Origin of the sequence: Mesorhizobium opportunistum WSM2075 (assembly GCF_000176035.2) — a bacterium.
GTDB lineage: Bacteria > Pseudomonadota > Alphaproteobacteria > Rhizobiales > Rhizobiaceae > Mesorhizobium > Mesorhizobium opportunistum.
This window is the reverse complement of record NC_015675.1, coordinates 5967576-5981694: the sequence shown is the minus strand read 5'-3', so window position 1 is coordinate 5981694 and position 14119 is coordinate 5967576. Positions and strand designations below refer to the sequence as shown.

The following is a 14119-nucleotide window of genomic DNA, read 5'->3' as shown; positions in this document are numbered from 1 at the left end:
AAGCATTCCAGGAAAAGTGTGAAACGGTTTTCCGTCCGGATTTGCGTCAAAACAAGGATCATCGTTTCGGTGAGACGGTGATCCGAGTCTAGGCGAGCAGGCTGCTTGCTTCGTCTTCGGTCAGCAGCGCCGGCTGGGCGACATCGCCGGCAATAGCAACCGAGCTTTTCGTTTCGCCCGACAGCAGGACCGCCTCCATGATCTCCAGCACATGCAGCGCCAGATTGCCGGACGCGCGCGGCGTCGCACCAGTCGTGAGCGAGCGCACCAGATCGGCCACACCCAACATGCGGTAATTGGCGCGGTCGGGCGCGGCGTAGGGCCAGTTGCGGGCGCCGTAGAGCTCGCCTTCGCTGGCGAAATCCTTCCACTCGGCGCCGCGTTCGGACAAGGAGACGGTGCCGCCGAACGTGTCGGGATCGGGCAGGCGCAGCGAGCCTTCCGTGCCGTGCAATTCGATCGGGTGGTTGGAGTGCTTGAAGACGTCCCACGAGGCACCGAAGGTGACGGTGGCGCCCGAGCGGAATTCGAGCAGCGACAGCACATTGGTCGGCGTACCGACCTTGAACGTCGTGTTCTTGAACGGTCCTTCGGCTGATATCAGCCGCTCCTCCTGGCCCTTCGTCGCCATGGCCATGACGCGCGCGACCGGGCCGAGCAGGTTGACCAACATGGTCAGGTAATAGGGGCCCATATCGAACACCGGGCCGCCGCCTGGCTGGTAGTAGAACTGCGGGTTGGGGTGCCAGTGCTCCATGCCGCGTCCCATCATGAAGGCGGTGCCGGTAACCGGCCGGCCAATGGCGCCTTCATTCATCAGTCGGCGCGCGCGGCGCCCGGCCGCTCCGAGGAACGTGTCCGGCGCCGAGCCGAGCAGCAGGCCGCGTTTGGCCGCCTCCGCCACCAGGCGGCGGCCGTCGCTGGCCGAAGTCGCCAGCGGCTTCTCGGTGAAGACATGTTTCCCCGCTGAGAGCGCCGAAAACGAAATGTCGAAATGTGCGGCGGGAATGGTCAGGTTGAGGACGAGATCGATCTCGGGATCGGCCAGCAGCGCATCGACGCCGAGTGCCCGAATGCCATATTCCTTGGCCCGCAACGCCGCCATGTCGGCCGAAATATCAGCGCAGGCGCGCAGCTCGATGCCGCCGAAGAGGGCGGCATTGCGCAAATAGGTCATCGAGATGTTGCCGCATCCGATGACACCGATTCCGAGTTTTTCCCTTGATTTTGCCTGCATTTTCGATCGGTCCTCCCTGTAGGTCATGCTCTGCCGGATCCGCTGCGCCGGCAACGCGTCGTGCCGGGAAAGCGCTATACAACGTTTTAAATATTGACGCGCGTAAATTTTTTATAGAACATGCGAAAACGCTGGTGTGAAATCGGGAGGCTGCCAGCTCTGGGAGGAGAATATGACAGACCTGAAAAAACGGCCGACTGCCGATGCGGATCCCGTGGGCTTGCGCGCACAGATATTCCGTCGCGGTCAGGGACCGCGACAAGGTCAGGCATAGATCACCTTGGCTCCGGTCTTATCAAGCTGGCTGCGTATCGGGTCGGAAAGACCATCGTCGGTGATCACGACATCGACGCTCGACAGCGAAAATGCCTTGGAGGTTCCGCTGACGCCCCATTTGCTCGAATCCGCAAGCAGGACAACGCGCCGGGCCATGCGCACAAGGTTTCGCTTGGTTCGCGCCATGTCTTCGTTCACGTCGACCACATCCAGTGACGAGTCAATCGCATGCGCTCCAACAAGGACCTGATGCGCCACCAAGCCGCCGAGAGCGGTGTCGGCATCGGTGATCAGCGTGCTCACCGTGTCCGGATAGACCCGGCCGCCGATCATGTGAACGTCGAGCCCGGGCCGATGCATCAGGTGCTGCACGATATTCATCGCCGTGGCCGCGACCACGACATTGCTGAGCGGCGGTAACAGCATGGCAACCTGCATCAATGTCGAGCCGCCGTCGAAGATGATTGACTGGTTGTCCTCGAACAGGTCCACCGCTGCCCGGGCGATGCGTTTCTTTGCATCGAGGTTCGTTTGCATCCGCCGGGCGAACGCGGCCGTGGTCGAATCCGTCGTACGGGTCACCGCCCCTCCACGGGTCTTGGTCAGCAGTCCCTTGCGGTCCAGTATCTCGAGGTCGGAGCGCACCGTGACTTCCGACACGCCAAATTCGTCCGACAGGTCCTTGATGCGAACCTGTCCGCTGCGTTGCACCTCACCCAGGATCGATTGGCGTCTCTGCTCCGACAACATTGCCTTGTCCTTGCCTCCATGCGCCAAGCGTTCGCCTTGGCCTCGATTCACTCTACCAAAAATACGCGAATTCGAAAGATTTCGAAAGATTGCATTTGTCTTTTCTTTCGCAAACACTGGGTCCAGGATTTTGAAACCAATCGATTGGAGAGTTTTAGACTCATGAGCCTCGGAACCAAGGTGCGCCTGGCGCGCCTCTTCTCACATCCATCGGGCAATCTTTTTGGCGGCGCGGTCGACCACTTTGTCGGCTATGGCGACGTGCGCAAAGGAGGTCTTGCCGACCTGCCGGGCGCGCTTGCACGCGTTATGGTGGGCAAACCCGACTACGTCAGCATCCAGCCTGGCACCGCCCGCCATCTTTGGCCGCAATACGCGGGCAAGGCTTCCCTGGTGATCCAGGCCGGCTGCTTCACCCCGGACGATCGCATCAGCGAACTGATTGCAACGCCTGAGGATGCGGTGCGGGCCGGCGCCGATGCGTTGGCCGTGGCCATTCCGGTGCGCGGCGCGACCGAGGGCAAATACATACGCTGGCTGACCGATTCGGTGAATGCTGCGGCCCGCTACGGCATGCCGGTGGTGGCGCATATCTACCCTCGTGATTTCACAGACGGGGCAAAAATCGTCTTCACCCCCGACGAGATCGCCTATGCGGCACGCATCGGCTACGAGTCCGGCGTCGACGTGATCAAGATCGGTTACACGGGCGATTTCGAGTCGTTTCAAGAGACCGTCCGGACCTGCCCGGTGCCGGTTGTGATCGCCGGTGGTCCGAAGACCGACACGCTGCTCGGCGCCCTTCAGCAGACGGCGGACGCCATCCGTGCCGGCGCGCGCGGTGCCGTGGTGGGCCGCAATCTCTGGGGGCATGGCGATCCGGAAAAGGCGGCGATTGCCTTTCGGGGCGTCATCCATGACGGCCTTTCGGCGCAAGACGCCCTGGCCAGGGCGGGTGCCTGAACCATGCCCGCCGTCCCTTCAATCCTTGGCTTCGGAGCGATTGCGATCGACGACATCGTCTATGTCGATCAGCCGTTGTCGGCGGGCAAGGGGAAGGTTCTGCAAAGTGCCCGAGCTTTCGGAGGAAATGTCGCGACGGCACTTGCCGCCGTCGCGCGGCTCGGCGGCACCGCCGGGTTCGTCGGCTGGCTGGGCAGTGCCGCCGACGACGCCGTGTCGTGCGACCTCGTTGCAAGCGGCGTTGAAACCGCGTTCGCGCCGCGCCACCCGCACGCGCGCCCGGTGCGCTCGCGGATCACCGTCGGTTCGGACGGGGAGCGGTTCATCGCCTATGACGACGAAGCGATGCTGGGCACCGCGCCGGATTTCCCGGACGAGGTCCTCAGCCGCGCGAGCGTCCTGATCGTCGATAGCTACGGGATCGGGTCGCTGGATGTCGTGGCTCGGGCTCGCGATCTCGGCCTTGCGATCCTCGGCGATATCGAATGGAGCCACGGCCCAGCCACCGAGAGACTGATCGGGCTCTGCGACCATCTCATTCTTCCGCTCGGCTTTGCGCGGACCGCCACGGGCCGCCGGTCGCCGGCCGAGATACTCGATGCATTGTGGTTGCCGTCGCGATCCGCCGTGGTTCTGACGGATGGCGGCAGGGGTGTCTTCTATCGCGGACGCGAAGAGGCTGGGCTCTGGCACCTGCCGCCGCACCGGGTTGCCGTCGTCGACTCGACCGGCGCCGGCGACTGCTTTCATGGCGCATATGCCCTTGCCTTGACGCGCGGGGCCGACACCGCGGGCCGGGTTGCATTCGCGGCCGCGGCGGCGGCCCTTTCGATAACGGGGCGGGGCGGGCGCGAGGCGCTTCCGACCGGCGACCAGGTCACGGAACTCCTGGCATCGACGGATGCGCCGTCGGCGGTCGAACTGAACTATGCGCGGCTCGATACCGGAACATAGCCGGAGCTATCCAAGGAAATATCTCGCAGGTGAACATAAGCCGAGGAAAATCATAAAAATCAGTGGCTTGGACTTGTGGAGGAGGAATATGGCAGAAGTCGTTCTTGAGAATATCTGCAAGACATACGGGAACAATTTTCACGCAATCGACCAATTGAACCTGTCGGTCGAGGACGGCGAGTTCTTGATTCTCGTCGGGCCGTCCGGCTGTGGCAAATCCACCGCGCTGCGGATGATCGCGGGGTTGGAGGACGTCACCAGCGGCAGCCTGCGGATCGGCGGAATAGACGTCGTCGACATGCCGCCCAAGGATCGCGACATCGCGATGGTCTTCCAGAGCTACGCCCTCTATCCGCATATGACGGTGTTCGAAAACATCGCCTTTTCGATGCGGCTGGCAGGCAAGCCGAAGGCCGAGCGCAAGAAGCGCGTGGACGAGATCGCCAAAACCCTTCAACTGACGTCTCTGCTGGACAGCAAACCCGCGAACCTTTCAGGCGGACAGCGTCAAAGGGTTGCCATGGGCCGCGCCATGGTGCGCGAGCCGGCAGCCTTTCTCATGGACGAACCCCTTTCCAATCTGGACGCGAAACTGCGTGTCCAGATGCGCGCCGAGATCACCAGTTTGCAAAAGCAGCTCGGCGTAACGACCATATATGTGACCCACGACCAGACCGAAGCCATGACGATGGGCGACAGGGTCGCGGTGTTGAAAGGTGGCGTGCTGCAGCAGGTCGACACACCCAAGAGGCTCTATGAATCGCCGGTGAACGCATTCGTTGCCGGCTTCATCGGGTCTCCTTCGATGAACCTTTTCGAGGCGACACTGACGGGCGACAAACTGACGTCCGGCGCCTTTGCGATCCGGCTGCAGGATGCGGCTTTCGTGCGCAGGCCGGGCTTGAGGTCGTATGCGGGGCGCAAAATCGTGTTCGGGATACGACCGGAGGATCTCTATGACAGCAGCCTCGAATCCGGCCGCAAGTATCAGACGATACCGGCAAGGGTAACCTCGATCGAAGAACTCGGATCCGAACATATCGTCCATCTCAACATCGACGCGGTCCGGGTGGACTCCGGCGACCCTGACGCGGTGCAGGATTTCGGCCTGGCGTCGAATGCGGTGGCCAGATTCGAACCGGTCAGCACGGTGCGCTCCAGCTCGGAAATCAGGTTGGCCCTGGATGACGCCAAGCTCCATTTCTTCGATCCCGAGACGCATCTGGCGATCTGAATATTCGCGACGAGACCCGCGGGTGAGGGTGAGGCACCCCGCATAAGGAGACTTCTGAATAACCAGACGATCGGGCGCATTGTGCGGTCGATCCTAAAGAAGGAGGAGAAAATGATGTTTCGTATAAAACCCGCGATGCTGAAAATGGCCGCGGCCGCATGGTTGCTTGGCGCAACCGGCGCCATGGCGGACACGACGCTGGAATTCACCCAATGGTGGGAGCCCGAATTGCCGGCTGGCTCGCTCAGGTCAATCATGGATGAGTTCGAGGCGGCAAACCCCGGCATCAAGGTGACGCTGGTCAGCGGCCCCTACGCCACCACGCGAGACCAGATCTCGGTTGGTGCTGCAACCGGAACGCTCAGCGACGTCGTCGGTCTCGACGGTGCCTGGGTGAACAATCTGAATGCGCAGGGCGCGCTCGCCGACATGAACCCGATGATGGAGGCGAGCAAGTTCGACAAAGCCCAAGTCGCGGACATCATCAAGGTGGACGGCAAGGCGGTTATGTTTCCCGTGGCTTCCTTCGTCTATCCGGTCTTCGTGAATTTGGACCTCGCCGCCAAGGCAGGCGTGACCAAGCTGCCGTCGACCCGTGCGGAGTTTCTCGAAGCCGCCAAGAAGATGACGCACGCCGACCAGAACCAGTATGGCTGGGTGCTGCCCCTTTCGCTGCAAACGCCGTCCGGCGTCCAGAACGACATGATGTCGTGGGTTTGGGCTTCGGGTCAGTCGATGATGGCGAACGGCAAGCCGGACCTTGAAGGCAAGCCGGTGGTGGATATGCTCACCTTCGTCAAATCGCTCAACGACGCCGGCACCATCTCGCCCGGCATCGCCACCAAGACCGAGCAGGAAAAGGTCGAGGAGTTCGTCAACGACCGCGTCGGGATGATGATCGACTCGCTCGCGCATGTGAACCTCATCCGCAAGCGCAATCCCAAGCTGAACTTCGACCTCATCCCGGTCCCGGTCGTGGAAAACTATACCGGCAAGCGCGGCCTTCCCTATGCCTCCTGGGGCATCGGCATCTCGGCTGCCTCGAAACATCAGGAAGAGGCCTGGAAACTCGTCCAATATCTGATGAGTGAAAAGGTCAACGCCAAGCTCGTGTCGCTTGCAAACGCCTTCCCGGGCAACGTCAACGCCAAGCCCGATTTCGTGACCTCGGACAAGGCGTTCGGCAAGGCTTTTGAAATCTTCAAGACCGGTTATCTCGCCAATGAGTTCACGGGCCTGCCGGTGGCTGAAGACCTGATGACCCAGTTCGACGTGCAAGCCCAGAAGATGCTGGCCGGCGAACAGTCTCCCGAACAAGCCGCAGCCGCCGCTCAGAAGGGCTGGATGGCGAAATTCTGATCGGCCCGTTCCCAGTTGCTTCGACCGGGTGGCCTGACTTCGGGCTGGCCACCCGGCAACAACGATCGGCAATTTGAGATGGACCTGTTTTTGAAGCTCACCTTCTCTTGAAGGCGTATCCCAAGGTTGGCACATGACCCGGCAAAAGCGCTCCCACCACAAGCTGAAACGAGCGGTCGCACCCTACCTCTATCTGTCGCCCTCGCTGCTCATAATCGGGCTTCTGATGCTGCTGCCGATGGTGACGGTGATTGCCTACTCGTTCCAGAACAGCGCGGTGCTGCGTCGTGACCCATCCTTTGCCGGACTGAAACACTACCAGGCGATCTTCGACGACCCGGTGTTCTGGGCTTCGCTGTGGCACACGCTCTACTTCACATGCATGAGTGTCATTTTCCACATGACCATCGGCATGGTCTTCGCGCTCATGCTGAACAGCGACCGCATCAATCCGACGCTGCGCAATATCCTGCGCGTGCTCTACATACTGCCCTGGCTGTTCACCGCGGTGATTATCGCCGTGATCTGGCGCCTCCTGCTTGAGCCGAACGGTGTCGTGAACAGCATTCTCATGCAACTCGGCATCATCGGTTCCAAGGTCGAATGGTTTTCCTCGCCCGAGACCGCGCTGCACGCCGTCACCTTCGCCAATATCTGGGCGGGCTATCCGCTCTTCATGGTCAGCCTGCTCGCGGGCCTGCAGGGCATTCCCAAGGATTTCTACGAGGCGGCCGATATCGACGGGGCGAAGGCCTACCAGAAGCTCATCTTCATCACCATCCCGCAGCTGATGCCGATCATCATCAGCATCTCGCTGCTCGACTTCATCTGGACCATGCAGGTCTTCCCGTTGATCTGGATAACGACAGGCGGTGGCCCGATCTACTCGACCGAGGTCCTCAGCACCTACACGTACAAGCTGGCGTTTTCGAGCTACAACCTGTCGCAAGCTTCGGCGAGCGCCGTGGTCATCTTGTTGATCTCTCTCGGCCTGACGCTGTTCTACATTCGCTATCAAAAGGCTCGGTAGTTACCATGAGGAAAAGGCATACGCCGAAAGACAGGCTGATCACCGTCGCGCTCCATGCAGCGCTTGCAGCGGGGCTCTTTTTCGCGGCGTTCCCGATCTACTGGATGCTGAGCAGTTCGTTCAAATCGAATACCGAAATCTTTGCCCTGCCGCCAACCATCCTGCCAAAGGCCTTCACCCTGGAAGCCTATGCAGCCATCCTTGGCGACCCGGTAAAGCTGCGCTTCTTCTTCAACAGCTATTTCGTGGCGGGAGCGGTGACCGTGCTGACGGTGCTGATCGCCTTGCTGGCGGCCTACGGGTTCAGCCGCTTCAACTTCCGCGGCAAGGGCAGCCTGAACACAATCATCATCAGCACGCAGACGATTCCGCCGATCACACTTTTGATCCCCTTCTTCGGGCTTGTCGTCTCATACGGTATCTTTGATACCTACGTCGCGCTGATCCTGACTTACCTGGTGTTTACGCTGCCGTACGCGATCCTGCTGATGACGGGATATCTGAACACCTTGCCCCGCGATCTCGATGAAGCCGTGGCTGTCGATGGCGGCACCAGTTGGACAGCGCTTTGGCGGGTGATCGTCCCGATCTCACTGCCTGGCATCGTGGCGACGTCGGTCTACACCTTCCTGCTGTGCTGGAACGAATTTCTCTTTGCGCTGACGCTGACGAAGTCGACGTCCATGCGCACCGTCCCGATCGGCATCCAGCTGTTGATGGGCCAGCACGCCTTCGAATGGAACCAGATGATGGCGATGAGCGTGCTCGGCTCGCTGCCGCTCTTGCTCATCTACCTCGTTGCCCAGAGGTACTTCCTCGCCGGCATGACCGCGGGCTCGGTCAAGTAGGATGCCCTTCCCGAGGAGAAGGAGCGGGCCCTCGCGTATCAGCGCCACATCATCGAACGGCTGACGCAAGGCGCATCAAGGAATATCAAGGAATGAAAGGATGAACGTGAAAGACCTCAAAGTCGGCTGCCAGACCTTCACCTGGGAAATGCTGGGAGACCGGTTCACCGGCGGCCCCGACGATCTGCTGAAGGCGATCGCCGATGGCGGTTATGCCGGCATCGAGATCACCGATACCATGATCGGCCGCTATGCCGGCAAGCCGTCGGAGTTCGCCGCCGCGCTGAGGTCGTCCGGCCTGACGCTGGTCTCCTTCGCCTTTGGCTCGGACAGTGGCTTTACGTTGAAAGAGAAGATCGGCGCCGATCTCGAAACTGCCAAACGCTGGATCGATTTCGCCGCCGCCTTTCCGGGCGCACTGGTGTCGATGGGGTCGGCGACCGTCGTGTCCGACGGTCCGCGTGGCGGCAAGTTCGCCATCGCCGCCGAAGTCTACAACAAGGCCGGCGAACTTGGACGCAAGGCCGGCGTCCAGGTCGCGGTGCATCCGAGCTCGCACCACAACACGCTGCTGTTCGATCGCGCCGACTACGACACGATCTTCGCGCTTCTCGACCCCGATCTGGTCGGCTGGGTGCCTGATACCGGCCACATCCTGCGTGGCCACAAGGACATGGCCGACACGCTGCGCACCTACCGCGACCGCATCCGTTACATCCATTTGAAGGACGTCGATGCCAACGGCACCTGGGCAATGCTCGGCAAGGGCGTCTGCGACACCGCCCAAGTGATCGAGATTGCCGGCACCGCGCCGCGCTTCAACGGCTGGCTGGTGCTCGAAGAGGAATCCGACACCGCCGCCGCCGATCCCGCCGGCGCGGTCAAGACCAACCGACAGACAATGCGCGGCTACGGCGCCTGAAGAACGAGACGATGATCAAGAAACAAGACAGACGCCTCAGGGTCGGTGTGCTCGGCTGCGGCCCCATCGCGCAGTTCGCGCATCTGCAATCCTGCGTGAAGGCCGGGAACGCCGACCTTTACGCCATCTGCGACGCGGCCCCCGATCTGCTCGCCCGCATGGGCGCCACCTACGAACCGCAAAAGATCTATGCCGACTATGACGCCATGCTCGCCGATCCTGAACTGGAAGCGGTGATCGTCGCCACGTCGGATGCCTATCACGTGCCGATGTCGATCAAGGCGCTCGACGCCGGCAAGCATGTTCTCTGCGAAAAGCCGATCGGTACCTCGGTCGAGGAAGGCGAGGCGCTGGCGCAGGCGGTCAGGCGCTCGGGCAAGGTGCTGCAGGTCGGGCACATGAAGCGCTTCGACCCGGCGCTGGAGGCCGCGCGCGACTTCGTCCGCGACGAGATGGGCGAGGTGCTGGCGCTGAAGGCCTGGTACTGCGATTCGACCCATCGCTACACCAACACCGACGCCATTCAGCCGCTGCCGGTCACCAGCAAGCTGGCGAAGAAGCCGGCGGGCAATCCAAAGGCTGATCTCAGGCAATATTTCATGCTGGCGCACGGCTCGCATCTCGTCGATACGGCACGTTTCCTTTGTGGCGAGATCACTGCCGTCCGCGCGCGCCTCAACGAGCGCTTCGGCGCCTATTGCTGGTTCGTCGAAACCGAATTCGCCAGCGGTGCGCTCGGCCATCTCGACCTCACCGTCGCCGTGCGCATGGATTGGCACGAGGGTTTTCAGCTTTATGGCGAGAACGGCTCTGTCATCGCCAAGACATTCAACCCCTGGTATTTCCGCGCCAGCGAGGTCGACATCTTCCATGAGAAGGACGCGACCGCGCGAAAACCGCTTGGCGCCGACGGCCATTTCTTCCGCCGCCAGCTGGAGGGCCTCGCCGACACGGTGCTGAATGGTGCCCCGATGCGCGGCGCCAATGTCGACGACGGCATCGCCTCGATCCGCGCCATGGTCGCCATTGCCCGCTCGGTGGAAACTGGCGAACGGGTCGAGCTCGCCTCGGTTTCGGGTGCGGTCTGATGCATCTCGGCATTTTCGCCAAGACGTTTGCCGGCACCGAGCCGGCCGCCGTGCTAACGGCGGTGCGGCAAGCGGGCTATGAGACGACGCAGTTCAATCTCGCCTGCGCCGGCCTGCCGTCGATGCCCGATGCCGTGCCGGCGGATGCTGTTGCGAACATCCGGGTCGGCGCGCAAACGTCAGGCGTTTTGCTCGCTGCACTCTCGGGCACCTACAACATGGCGCATCCCGACAAGACTGTGCGCGACGACGGTCTTCGCCGTCTTGCCGTCGTCATCGAGACGGCCGCCGCCCTCGGCATTCCGCTGGTGACACTCTGCACCGGCTCGCGCAACGCTGCCGATCAATGGGCCTATCACCCCGACAATGCCACCCCGGCTGCCTGGTCGGACATGGCTGCTGAGATGGCGAAGGCGCTGGCGCTGGCCGAGACCGCCGGCGTCGATCTCGGCATCGAGCCCGAGCAGGCCAACATCGTCACCTCGGCCAAGGATGCAACACGGCTGATTGTCGACATGGGCTCCAGGCACCTCAAGATCGTGCTCGATCCGGCGAACCTGTTCGAACACGCGAGCCCCGACGAAGCACGTGCCATCGTCGCCGCCGCGATCGATGAGGCGGCGGGCCACATCGCCATGGCGCACGCCAAGGACCGGCATGGTGACGGCCGCTTCGCCACGGCAGGGCAAGGCATCGTCGATTTCCCGGATTTCACCGCGCGGCTGAAGGCCGTGGGCTTCGACGGGGCGCTCGTCACTCATGGGCTGTCTGCCGACGAAGCTCCCGGCGTCGCTGCCTTCCTGCGCGGGCTGCTTTGATGGGCGCGGCGCCGACGATCATGCTTCGCGATGATGCCGCGCTTCGTGTTTTCGATACAGGGCAGGGCGGGCTTCCCGTTATCTCCCAGCATGGTCTCGGCGGCGATGCCAATCAGGTGGCACAGAATTTTCCTGACCAACCATCATACCGCCGGCTGACCGTCGAATGCCGTGCCCATGGCGATTCCGGCGTGGGCGGCAAACGCCCGTTCTCGATCGCGATGTTCGCCGACGACGTGCTGGCCGCCGCCGATGCGGCCGGCCTCGACCGTTTCGTCGCCGGCGGCATCTCGATGGGCGCGGCGATCACGCTGCAGCTGGCCTCTCGCCACCCCGACCGTGTCCTTGGTTTGGTGCTGGTGCGGCCTGCCTGGGCCTTCGACGCGGCGCCGCAAAACATGCGCGCCTACGCGGAGGTGGCGCAACTCATCCACGACCGTCCGCTCGATGAGGCGCGCGACGCCTTCGCAACCTCCGCGACTGCGGCTCGCTTTCGCAGCGAGGCGCCGGATAATCTCGCCTCGCTGCTCGGCTTCTTCGAGCGTGAAAACGCCACCGTCTTCGCCGAGGTGATGCAGGCGATCGCAGCCGATGGGCCTGGCGTTTCGCGGGCTGCCGCTAGCGCGCTTGCCGTCCCGACGCTCGTCATCGGCTGCGGCCTCGATCTCGTCCATCCCTTGGCGACCGCCCGCGAGCTCGCTGAGATCATCCCCAACGCGATCTTCGCCGAAGTGACACCAAAGGCGACCGACAAGGACCGCCATTTCGCTGAGATCCGTGCCGCCATCGGCGGCTTTCTCGACATGAATTTCAACAACCAGGACCCATCATGATCTCGAAACCACTCTCTGGCCCGGCCGCCATCGCCGCATTGCCGCGCGACCGCATGATCGCCGAATTCTCATCGTGGTCCGCCGACCTCGCCAATATCGAGAGCGATCTCAGGCGGATCGAGCCCTATGTCGACCTTCACCACGTCGATGTGGCGGATGGTCATTTCGCGCCATCTTTCCTGTTCTTTCCCGATCTCGTCGCCCGCATCGCCAAGCTGACGGCGAAACCCATCCACGTCCATCTGATGGTCGATGCCGGTATCGTCGAGGCGCAGACACGGCAGTTCATCGAGGCCGGCGCCGACATGATCAGCGTCCACGCCGAAAACGGCGAGGCGGGATTGCGCGCCGTGCGGTTGGCCCGTGAACTCGGTGCCGAAGCCGGCGTCGTGCTCAGGCTGGAGACACCGGTCGAGGCGGTGACGCCGTTCGTCTCCGAGATCGCCTTCGTCACGCTGCTCGGCACCGCGATCGGCGTCAAGGGCCAGAGCCTGTCTGAGAAAGCCTGCGACCGGCTGCGCGCTGCCCGTGCGATTCTGAGGAAGGCTGGTCGCGAGGCTGCCGTGGTGCTTGCCGCCGACGGTGGCATCCGCCACGAGACCGGGCCCTTGCTGCGTGCCGCCGGGGCCGAGACCGTGGTTCTGGGTTCGCTCGCTTTTGGCGACAAGGATCTGGCCGGCCGCATTGCCTGGCTGCATGGGCTGAAGGTCGCCGCATGAGCAGCGAAGCCGCTCTCGCGATCGATCTTGGTGGCACCGAGCTTCGTGCCGCGCTGGTCGACCGTGACGGCAAGATCCTGGCCTTTTCGGCCGTGCCGACGCAGGCGCAGGCCGGCCCCGATGTGGTGATCGGCCAGATCGAGGCGCTGGCCGCGACCGTTCATGCCGAGGCCCCTGGGCTCGCCATTGTCGGTGTCGGCGTCGGTGCGCCCGGGCCGCTCGATCCGCTGGCCGGCATCGCGGTCGGGCCGCCGACACTCGCCGGCTGGCAGGACGTGCCGCTGGCCGACATCCTCGAGCGCCGGCTCGGCCTGCCGGTGCGGCTGGAGAACGACGCTAACGCGGCAGCGCTCGGCGAATGGCGCTTCGGCGCCGGCCACGGCGCGCGTTCGCTGGTGTTCGTCACGGTGTCGACCGGCATCGGTGGCGGCGTCGTGGTCGACGGGCGCATCCTGCACGGCCGCCGCGGTCTTGCGGCCGAGATCGGCCACATGACCATCACCAATGAGGGCGAACGCTGCGTCTGCGGTGTTGTCGGCTGCTTCGAGGCTATCGCCTCGGGAACCGCGCTCGGCCGCCGCGCCGACGCCGCGACGGCTCCCTGGGACGGCTCGACGCTGCGCCGCCTCTCGGCCAACGCCGAGGTGACGGGCCGCCACGTGGTCGAGGCCGCGCGGCTGCAGGATGACCTCGCTGTGGCCTTGCTCGAGGAGGAGGCGCGCTGGCTCGGCGTCGGCTTCACCAATCTCCTGCATCTCTATTCGCCCGACGTGCTGGTTGTAGGCGGCGGCATCGCCAACGGCCTCGACCTGATGGCGCCCGTCATCGAAGCGACCATCCGGCAGCGCGCCATGCGCGCCTACCGTGACGTGCCGGTTGTCGAGGCCCAGCTCGGCCGCCACGCCGGGCTGGTTGGCGCGGCCAGCCTTGTCCTGTTCGATGATGGCAGCCTGGCGGCGCGCATGCCTGTCGGTCCAAGCACCTTTCCGGACATCAGGAGGGACTTCAAGGGCTGAGCTCAAGCTGCGCGGAGTGCTCGCGCCGCACGGCAAAACCGCCTGACATCGCCAGCGCATGAAAATGGCCGG

Annotated in this window: 14 protein-coding genes; 12 read left to right on the top strand and 2 right to left on the bottom strand. The window is 63.1% G+C overall.

Annotated elements, in window-relative coordinates:
* Positions 1-88: 88 nt before the first annotated feature.
* On the bottom strand, positions 89-1237 hold the full coding sequence (locus tag MESOP_RS28830; protein WP_013896877.1) for a Gfo/Idh/MocA family protein: 1149 nt from the start codon (positions 1235-1237) through the stop codon (positions 89-91).
* Positions 1238-1501: 264 nt separating this feature from the next.
* Positions 1502-2263 (bottom strand): DeoR/GlpR family DNA-binding transcription regulator, encoded by a 762-nt coding sequence (locus MESOP_RS28825; protein WP_013896876.1) that lies wholly within the window; start codon positions 2261-2263, stop codon positions 1502-1504.
* A 162-nt stretch (positions 2264-2425) separates the two neighbouring features.
* Here MESOP_RS28825 and MESOP_RS28820 point away from each other — a divergent pair, with 162 nt between their 5' ends.
* The 12 genes from MESOP_RS28820 (at position 2426) to MESOP_RS28765 (ending at position 14047) form a co-directional block, all read left to right on the top strand.
* Positions 2426-3226, top strand: a complete 801-nt coding sequence (locus tag MESOP_RS28820; protein WP_013896875.1) for a beta/alpha barrel domain-containing protein — start codon at positions 2426-2428, stop codon at positions 3224-3226.
* 3 nt (positions 3227-3229) lie between these two features.
* Positions 3230-4180 carry a PfkB family carbohydrate kinase gene (locus tag MESOP_RS28815; protein ID WP_013896874.1) on the top strand — a complete coding sequence of 317 codons (951 nt, stop codon included), beginning with the start codon at positions 3230-3232 and terminating at the stop codon, positions 4178-4180.
* 88 nt (positions 4181-4268) lie between these two features.
* Entirely contained in the window at positions 4269-5414 is a 1146-nt protein-coding gene (locus MESOP_RS28810) for an ABC transporter ATP-binding protein (protein WP_013896873.1), read from the top strand.
* A 111-nt stretch (positions 5415-5525) separates the two neighbouring features.
* Complete coding sequence (locus tag MESOP_RS28805) at positions 5526-6773, top strand: ABC transporter substrate-binding protein (protein ID WP_013896872.1); 1248 nt, start codon at positions 5526-5528, stop codon at positions 6771-6773.
* Between the two features lie 133 nt (positions 6774-6906).
* A complete protein-coding gene (locus MESOP_RS28800) occupies positions 6907-7803 on the top strand; it encodes a carbohydrate ABC transporter permease (protein ID WP_013896871.1) in 897 nt (298 codons plus the stop codon).
* Between the two features lie 5 nt (positions 7804-7808).
* Complete coding sequence (locus tag MESOP_RS28795; RefSeq protein ID WP_013896870.1) at positions 7809-8651, top strand: carbohydrate ABC transporter permease; 843 nt, start codon at positions 7809-7811, stop codon at positions 8649-8651.
* A 100-nt stretch (positions 8652-8751) separates the two neighbouring features.
* On the top strand, positions 8752-9573 hold the full coding sequence (locus MESOP_RS28790; RefSeq protein ID WP_013896869.1) for a sugar phosphate isomerase/epimerase family protein: 822 nt from the start codon (positions 8752-8754) through the stop codon (positions 9571-9573).
* 11 nt (positions 9574-9584) lie between these two features.
* A complete protein-coding gene (locus MESOP_RS28785) occupies positions 9585-10661 on the top strand; it encodes a Gfo/Idh/MocA family protein (protein WP_013896868.1) in 1077 nt (358 codons plus the stop codon).
* On the top strand, positions 10661-11479 hold the full coding sequence (locus tag MESOP_RS28780; RefSeq protein ID WP_013896867.1) for a sugar phosphate isomerase/epimerase family protein: 819 nt from the start codon (positions 10661-10663) through the stop codon (positions 11477-11479). The genes MESOP_RS28785 and MESOP_RS28780 overlap by 1 nt, the downstream gene beginning before the upstream one ends.
* Entirely contained in the window at positions 11479-12312 is an 834-nt protein-coding gene (locus tag MESOP_RS28775; protein WP_013896866.1) for an alpha/beta fold hydrolase, read from the top strand. The genes MESOP_RS28780 and MESOP_RS28775 overlap by 1 nt, the downstream gene beginning before the upstream one ends.
* The gene (locus MESOP_RS28770; protein ID WP_013896865.1) at positions 12309-13031 is read left to right on the top strand and encodes a ribulose-phosphate 3-epimerase; all 723 of its coding nucleotides are present in this window, start codon (positions 12309-12311) and stop codon (positions 13029-13031) included. Before MESOP_RS28775 ends, MESOP_RS28770 begins: the two co-directional genes overlap by 4 nt.
* Positions 13028-14047: an ROK family protein gene (locus MESOP_RS28765; RefSeq protein WP_013896864.1), complete on the top strand. Its 1020-nt coding sequence runs from the start codon at positions 13028-13030 to the stop codon at positions 14045-14047. The genes MESOP_RS28770 and MESOP_RS28765 overlap by 4 nt, the downstream gene beginning before the upstream one ends.
* Positions 14048-14119: the final 72 nt, after the last annotated feature.

Coding starts and splice junctions, on each gene's coding strand:
- MESOP_RS28805 (WP_013896872.1), top strand. CDS start 5,526: ATGATGTTTCGTATAAAACCCGCGATGCTGAAAATGGCCGCGGCCGCA.
- MESOP_RS28810 (WP_013896873.1), top strand. CDS start 4,269: ATGGCAGAAGTCGTTCTTGAGAATATCTGCAAGACATACGGGAACAAT.
- MESOP_RS28830 (WP_013896877.1), bottom strand. CDS start 1,237: ATGCAGGCAAAATCAAGGGAAAAACTCGGAATCGGTGTCATCGGATGC.
- MESOP_RS28790 (WP_013896869.1), top strand. CDS start 8,752: ATGAACGTGAAAGACCTCAAAGTCGGCTGCCAGACCTTCACCTGGGAA.
- MESOP_RS28815 (WP_013896874.1), top strand. CDS start 3,230: ATGCCCGCCGTCCCTTCAATCCTTGGCTTCGGAGCGATTGCGATCGAC.
- MESOP_RS28825 (WP_013896876.1), bottom strand. CDS start 2,263: ATGTTGTCGGAGCAGAGACGCCAATCGATCCTGGGTGAGGTGCAACGC.
- MESOP_RS28785 (WP_013896868.1), top strand. CDS start 9,585: ATGATCAAGAAACAAGACAGACGCCTCAGGGTCGGTGTGCTCGGCTGC.
- MESOP_RS28770 (WP_013896865.1), top strand. CDS start 12,309: ATGATCTCGAAACCACTCTCTGGCCCGGCCGCCATCGCCGCATTGCCG.
- MESOP_RS28820 (WP_013896875.1), top strand. CDS start 2,426: ATGAGCCTCGGAACCAAGGTGCGCCTGGCGCGCCTCTTCTCACATCCA.
- MESOP_RS28775 (WP_013896866.1), top strand. CDS start 11,479: ATGGGCGCGGCGCCGACGATCATGCTTCGCGATGATGCCGCGCTTCGT.
- MESOP_RS28795 (WP_013896870.1), top strand. CDS start 7,809: ATGAGGAAAAGGCATACGCCGAAAGACAGGCTGATCACCGTCGCGCTC.
- MESOP_RS28765 (WP_013896864.1), top strand. CDS start 13,028: ATGAGCAGCGAAGCCGCTCTCGCGATCGATCTTGGTGGCACCGAGCTT.
- MESOP_RS28780 (WP_013896867.1), top strand. CDS start 10,661: ATGCATCTCGGCATTTTCGCCAAGACGTTTGCCGGCACCGAGCCGGCC.
- MESOP_RS28800 (WP_013896871.1), top strand. CDS start 6,907: ATGACCCGGCAAAAGCGCTCCCACCACAAGCTGAAACGAGCGGTCGCA.